2 protein-coding genes are annotated in these 7,580 nt (G+C 70.8%); both read left to right on the plus strand.

What is annotated here, in order from left to right; genetic code table 11:
• Positions 1–30: 30 nt before the first annotated feature.
• On the plus strand, positions 31–6,444 hold the full coding sequence (locus ACWCSD_RS17900; protein WP_397162007.1) for an amino acid adenylation domain-containing protein: 6,414 nt from the start codon (positions 31–33) through the stop codon (positions 6,442–6,444).
• A partial coding sequence (locus ACWCSD_RS17905) for a condensation domain-containing protein (RefSeq protein WP_449916130.1) occupies positions 6,441–7,580 on the plus strand: 1,140 nt, incomplete at its 3' end. The genes ACWCSD_RS17900 and ACWCSD_RS17905, both read left to right, overlap by 4 nt.

Raw genomic sequence — 7,580 nt, forward strand, 5'->3', positions numbered from 1 at the left:
ACCTCCTCGCCAGGGCTTTCCTCGAGTGACGTGACGCTCTCCGACCCCAAGCGGGCACTGGTCGAGCAACGTCTGCGCCGCCGATCCGGCGCCAGGCCCGCCGGCATCCCGCGCCGCGCCCCCGACGCCGAAGTGCCTCTCTCGTTCGCGCAAGAGGGCCTGTGGTTCATGGAGCAGTTCGCTCCGGGTACCGCCGCGTACACCATCCCCCTCGTGCTGCGCCTGCGCGGCCGACTCGATGTCGACCGGCTGCAGCGCGCCCTCGACACGGTCGTGGCCAGGCACGAGATCCTGCGCACGCGCTTTCCCGCCGACGCCGGCGGACGGCCGCTGGTCGAGGTGACCGCTCCCGACCGCACCGAGCTGCGCAGGCGGAGCGCGGCGGACGAGGCCGGCGTCCGTGACCTGGTGAGCGCGGAGCAGGCCAGACCCTTCTCCATCGCCACCGAGCCGCCACTGCGGGCCCTGCTCGTGCGGCTGGCCGACGACGACCACGTACTGCTGGTGACGGTGCACCACATCGCCTGTGACGGCTGGTCGCTGGAGATTCTGGCCGGGGAGCTGCGCGCGCTCTACGCGGGAGAGCACCTGCCCGAGCCCGCCGTGCAGTACGGCGACTTCGCCCTGTGGCAGCGCACCCGCCCCGCCGATGAGGCGGATCTGGCCTACTGGCGCGAGCGGCTGGCCGGAGTGCCGCCCATCGACCTGCCCCTGGACGGGCGACGCGGAGCCGCGCCCACCTTCGAGGGCGATTCCCGCGCCTTCGAACTCGGCCCCGACCTGCTGGCCGCGGCCAAGAACCTGGCGAAGGCGCACGACGCGACGCTCTACATGGTCGCCCTGGCGGTCTACCAGGTGCTCCTGGGCCGCTACAGCGGGCAGGACGACTTCGCCGTCGGCACGCCGGTGAGCGGGCGCCCCCGCAGCGAGCTGGAACAGCTCATCGGCACGTTCGTCAACATGCTGCCCATGCGCGCCGACCTGGCGGGCGATCCTACCTTCGCCGAGCTGCTCGCCCGGGTGCGGCGGACCACGCTGGCCGCCTTCGAACACCAGCGGCTGCCGTTCGAGCAGCTCACCGGGGAACTCGCAGCGACACGCGACACCTCGCGCACCCCGGTCTTCCAGGTCGCGCTGACCTTGCAGAGCTACGCCGAGGACACCGCCGCCTGGTCCGGCCTGGACGTCGAGCCGTTCCCCATGGCGGCCACGGCCGCCCCCTTCGAGCTGGAGCTCTTCCTCACGGAACGGCGGGGCGGGCTCGACGGCGTGTTCGTCTTCAACCGCGACGTGCTGGCCGGGGCGACCGTCGACGACCTGGGGGTCCATTTCGCGACCCTGCTGCGCGCCGCCGTCGAAGCTCCCGACCTGCGCGTGTCGGACCTGGAGATGCTGACCGCTGACGAACGCGACCGCATTCTGGCACTCGCGCACGGGCCGCGGCTGCCGTACCCGGCGGACAAGACGCTGGGCGAGCTGTTCCAGGCCCAGGCAACCCGCACCCCGGAGGCCGTCGCCCTGGAGTTCGGCGACCACCGGCTCACCTACGCGGAGCTGGAGCAGCGGGCCAACCGGCTGGCGCACCGCCTGCGCGAACGCGGTGCGGGGCCGGGCACCCGGGTCGCGATCTGCGCCGAGCGCTCCATCGAGCTGGTGGTGAGCCTGCTGGCCGTGGTCAAGTCCGGAGCCGCCTACGTGCCGCTCGACCCCGAATACCCGCGAGACCGGCTCGACTTCATGCTCCGCGACGCCCAGGCCGTCGTGCTGCTGGCCCAGCATGCGGTACGCGAGCGGCTCCCCGAGACCGGGATCGCAACCGTAGCTCCAGAGGAACCGTCCGGGCCGTCCGTGGCGGAGCCGGTCGATCCGCCGCATCATGCGCCGCCCGTCACGGCGGGCCCCGCTCATCCGGCTTACATGATCTACACCTCCGGCTCGACCGGCCGCCCCAAGGGAGCGCCCAACACCCACGTGGCCATCGGCAACCGGCTCGACTGGATGCAGCGCAGATTCGGCCTGACCGGCGCCGACGCGGTGATGCAGAAGACCCCCGCCGGGTTCGACGTGTCGGTCTGGGAGTTCTTCTGGCCGCTCATCACCGGTGCCCGGCTGGTGCTGGCCGCGCCCGGCGGCCACCGCGACACCGCCTACTTACGCGACCTCATCATCGGCAGCGGCGTGACCACCATGCACTTCGTGCCGTCCATGCTGGCCCTCTTCCTGGAAGAAGACGGCGTCGAGGCGTGCACATCGCTGCGCCGGGTGATCTGCAGCGGGGAGGAGCTGCCGCCCGCCGTGGCCGCCCGCTTCTTCGAGCGGCTGCCGCATGCCGAGCTGCACAACCTGTACGGACCGACCGAGGCTGCCGTGGACGTGACGGCATGGCGGTGCGCCCCGGGCGAGAGCCGCGTGCCGATCGGGCACCCGTTGCAGAACACCAGCATCCACATCCTCGACTCGCGGCTGCGCCCGGTGCCTTTCGACGTGCCGGGCGAGTTGCACATCGGCGGGGTTCAGCTCTCCCCGGGCTACCACGCCAGGCCCGCGCTGACTGCCGAGCGTTTCGTGCCCGACCCCTACAGCTACTCGGGCTCGCGTCTCTACCGCACCGGCGACCTGGCCAGGCTGCGCCGTGACGGCGCCGTGGAGTTCCTCGGCCGCATCGACAACCAGGTCAAGATCCGCGGCCAGCGGGTCGAACTGGGCGAGATCGAAGCCGTGCTCCGCGAACAGCCCGGCGTGCGCGTGGCGCTGGTGGTGGCCGGCGGCGACGGACTCGCGGCCTACGTCGTCACCGACGTTCCCGACGCTGACCTGCGCGCGGCGCTCAAAGCGCTCCTGCCCGACCACATGGTGCCCACCGCGTACGTCTTCCTGCCGGCGCTGCCGCTCAGCCCCAATGGCAAGGTGGACCGCGCCGCGCTGCCCTCGCCGCCGCGTCCCGGCGCCGGAGGCGGGCAGGGAGCGGCGCCGAGCAGCCCGGCCGAGATCGCCATCGCCGAGATCTGGAGCGAATTGCTCAGTGTGTCCGACATCCGCCTGGACGACGACTTCTTCGAGCTCGGCGGACACTCGCTGGTGGCCATCCAGGCCGTGGCCAGGCTGCGGCACGTGCAGGCGGCCGCCGAGCGACGCTCCGTCGGCGTCATGGACCTGTTCAATCACTCCACCGTGCGGATGCTGGCGGCGCTCATCGAAGGGCCCGCCCCGTCGGACGACCGGCCGCGCCAACTGCTGCACCGGCTGACGCGCTCGTCCTCCGCTCCCACGCTCACCCTGATCTGCTTCCCGTACGGCGGTGGCAGCGCCCTGGTCTACCAGCCTCTGGCCGACGCGCTGCCCGACGAGGTCGCGTTGTACTCCATGGCCTTCCCCGGTCATGATCCCGGCCGTCCCGACGAGCCGGTCATGCCGCTCGAAGACGTCATCGCCCAGTGCGTCACGGAAATCCTCGACGGCATACCCGGGCCGATCGTCCTGTACGGCCACTGCGGCATCGGCGGCGCCGTCACCGCCGACATCGCCAGGCGCCTGGAGGCACGAGGCCGCGAGCCGGAAGCGGTTTACCTCGGGGCGATTTTCCCGTTCGCCCGCCCCGTCGGCCGCATCGCCGGGCCCCTGGGCAGGTTGCTGCGAACCGACCGGCTACGCGGCGACCGCGTCTACGAGAACCGGATGAAGTCGATGGGCAACGACATCTCCGGCCTGGACGAGGAGCAGGTCGGGTTCATGGTCCGCAACCAGCGACGCGACACGCTGATCGCGGAGGAGAGCTTCACACGCATGCTGGCCGAACGGAGCGAGCCACTGCGCGCCCCCGTCATCTCGGTGGTCGGCGAGCAGGACCCGGCCACCGACTACTACCGCGAGCGCTACAAGGAGTGGCACTTCCTGTCGCCGAGCAACGCGCTGGTCGTCTTGGACGAGGCGGGCCACTACTACCTGAAGTACCGCGCCGACGACCTGGCGCAGATCCTGACGAACACGCACATCGCCATGGAGTACGGGGCGGCCGAGGCGTTGAGCCGTTCCGCACGGGGCCCGGCGGCGGGATGGTGGATCGAGGAGACCACGTCCCACACCGACGAGCACCCTCCGAAGAGGCACGATCACCCACCGGCGCAGCGCGACCCATCCTCGAAGCGGCGGGGGAAGGAGCCACCACCGCCCAGTCTGCGGCGCTTCCTGAGCGTCTCCGCCGCCCAGCTCGCCTCCATGATCGGCACTGCGGTCACCGACTTCGCCATCCCGATCTGGGTCTACACCACCACGGGCTCTCTGCTGAGCTTCACCCTGCTGATCGCCCTGGGGATCATGCCGGGAGTTCTGGTCGCGCCGCTGATCGGCGCGATCGTCGACCGGTCGGGCAAGCGGGCGGTGATGACGCTCGGCAACAGCCTCGCCGGCGGGGTACAACTGCTGTTCGGGCTGCTGTTGTGGACCGGCAACCTGGCCTCCTGGCATCTCTACCCGCTCACCGCGGCGCTGTCGGTCACCCTGGTCATCCAGCGGATCGCCTACATCTCGGCACTACCTCAGCTGGTGCCCAAGCGCTACTTGGGTCACGCGGCGGGCGTGGTGCAGACGCTGGTCGGCACCTCCCAGTTCGCCGCGCCGCTGCTGGCCGTCGCACTGCTGGCCGGGATCGGCCTGGACGGCATCCTGATGATCGACGTGGCCAGTTTCGCCGTCGTGCTCGTCGCGCTGGCGCTGATCCGCTTCCCCGCGACCCTGGGCCTGGAGCGGCGCGAGCCGATGGCGACCGAGATCGCGGCCGGGTTCCGGATGTCGCTGGGCAACCGGCACCTGCGGGCCGCGCTGCTCTACTTCGCGGTACTGAACATCATGCTGGCCGCGGTGCTGATGTCCATCTCGCCGCTGGTGCTGTCGTTCTCCGACCTGGAGACGGCCGGGCTCATCTCCTTCGTCGGCGGCCTGGGCGCCACGCTCGGCGGCATGCTCGTCGCACTGTGGGGAGGCCCCCGGCACCGGCGGATGCGGGCGGTCATGCTGAGCACGCTGCTGCTGAGCCTGTTCGCCGTCATCACGGGGCTGTACGCCTCGCCACTGGTGGTGGGCTTGGGCGCGTTCGGCCTGTGGGGCAGCCTCTCTGTCGTCAACGGCGTCTTCATGACGATCATTCACGTGAAGGTGCCGCAACGTTTCCACGGCCGGGTCACGGCGTTCAACCAGATGGTCTCCTGGTCGACGCTGCCGGTCGGCATGGCCGTCGTCGCACCGCTCGGAGAACTGTTGCTGGAGCCGCTCCTGGCACCAGGTGGGGCGCTGGCCTCCACCGTCGGCGCGGTGATCGGCGTGGGCGAGGGACGCGGCCTCGCTTTCATGTACATCCTGCTGGGCCTCGGCATCGCCGTCCACGTGCTGGTCTCGATGCGTATCCCGGTGCTGGCCCAGTTCGACGACCAGGTGCCTGAGGCGGAACCCGACGACCTCGTGGGCGCGCAGGCGTTGCAGGCGCGCGCCGGTAACACGGTCAGCCTGGCGTGGAGCGCGCCCGCCTTCGCCAAGGCGCTGACCATGCCGTTGAGCGCCGCCAAGGCGAGCGAGCTGCTGGGCGAGCCCGTCGACGGCGTGCTGCTGCGCACCGGCGGCGAGATCAGCGCCGTCTACGAGGTCAGCAGCGGCGGACGTGAGCTGATCTTCAAGCTGTACCCGCGGGTGTTCACCGAACGCATGCGCAAGGAGCAGCACGTCTACGAGCTGCTGAGCGGCAGTGGCGCCCCGGTGCCCGCCGTGGTGCGCGCCGACGACTCCAAGCACGACCTGCCCCAGGCATACCTGATCATGACCAAGGTTCCCGGCCGGCCGCTCTCGCAGGTCTCCGCCGACCTTGACGAGGAGACGATCGAGCGGCTCTACCACGACATGGGACGGGTACTGCGCGCGATCCACAGCGTCGAACTGCCCATGTTCGGCCCCCTGGACGGGCCGCGTGAGCCGACGAATCTCGCCTACGTCGGCGGCCAGTTCGAACTGAAGATCGCCCAGTTCGCCGAGTTCGGCGGCGACCCGGAACTGCACACGGCGCTGACCGAACGCTTCCACGCCGATCGCCACCTGCTGGCCGGCTGCGAGACTCCCGTCCTGCTGCACCACGACTACCACGAACGCAACGTCATGGTCGCCGAGCAGGCCGGACGGTGGCGGCTGACCGGCGTCATCGACGTCGAGAACGCGCTCGGCGGCGATCCGCTGATGGACCTGGCGCGCACCGATTACTTCGCCGTCCGCGACGACTCCCTGCGCCGCCGGGCGCTGCTGGCGGGATACGGCGCACTGCCCCAGGACTGGGCGCGGCGCCTGGCCTTCTACCGGCTCTACCACGCCCTGGACCAGTGGCACTGGCTGGCCACGATCGGCGAGGTCAGCGCGCTTGACCCGATCACACGGGAGATACGCCGACACCTGACGGAGACGCCATGACAGAGGACGAGTTTCCCGCCTCGCACGCGCAGGAACGCATCTGGTTCCTCACTGAGTTGCTGCCCGACCTGCCGCTTTACAACATCGGCGCCATCTCCCACCTGAAGCGGCTGGACGTCGCCGGCCCCAAGCCGGTGGAGGAGGCGCTCAGGCTGGTGGTCCAGCGGCACGAGCCGCTGCGCACCCGCTTCGAACTGCGCGACGGCAAGGTCGTGCAGCTCATCGCACCCGAGGTGCCGGTGCATCTGACCCACACCGATCTGTCCGGGCTCGACGGATCCGCCCAGGAGGCGGAACTGGCCGCTCTTGCCGCGGCCGACGCGGCCCGGCCGTTCACGCTCGACCGCGCGCCGCTGTGGCGGGTCAGGCTGGTGGAGCTGGGCGGCGGCCAGTGGCGGCTCGTGCTCGTCGTCCACCACACGATCTTCGACGCGTGGTCGGCGAAGGTCATGGCCGAGGATCTGGTCGAAGCGCACGCCGCGGTGCGTGCCGGCCGCTCGCCCCGCTTCGCCGAGCTGCCCATCCAGTACGCCGACTACGCCGCCTGGCAACGCACACGGCTTGACGCCGGAGAACTCGACGGGGGCCTGGCCTACTGGTCCGACCGGCTGGCCGGGTCCGTGCCGCTGGAACTGCCCACCGACCGGCCCCGCCCGGCCGAGCTCAGCTACGCAGGAACCAACCACGCCTTCACCGTGCCCGCCGAGCTGGCGGAACGAGTGGGCGCCTTGGCGAAGGCCGCCGGCGCGACCTCGTTCATGGTGCTGCTCACCGCCTTCGCCGCGCTGCTGGCTCGCTGGAGCGGCCAGAGTGACGTGGTGATCGGCTCGCCGGTCGCCGGGCGGGATCTGCCCGAGCTCAGCCCGCTCGTCGGCATGTTCGTCAACGTTTTGCCGCTGCGTGCCGACCTCGGCGGCGATCCGTCCTTCGCCGAGGCCCTCGACCGGATGCGGGCCACCACCATGGAGGCGCTCGACCACCAGGACGTGCCCTTCGCCCTCATCGTGGAGAAGCTGCGCCCACCGCGCGACCCCGCACGTACGCCGCTGTACCAGGTCGCCATCAACCAGGTGCCGTACGACGTCCGCGGCCTGTTCGGCACCAGGACCGCCAAGACCGATCTGACGCTGGAGGTG

It is taken from the genome of Nonomuraea sp. NPDC001684, from assembly GCF_053596515.1.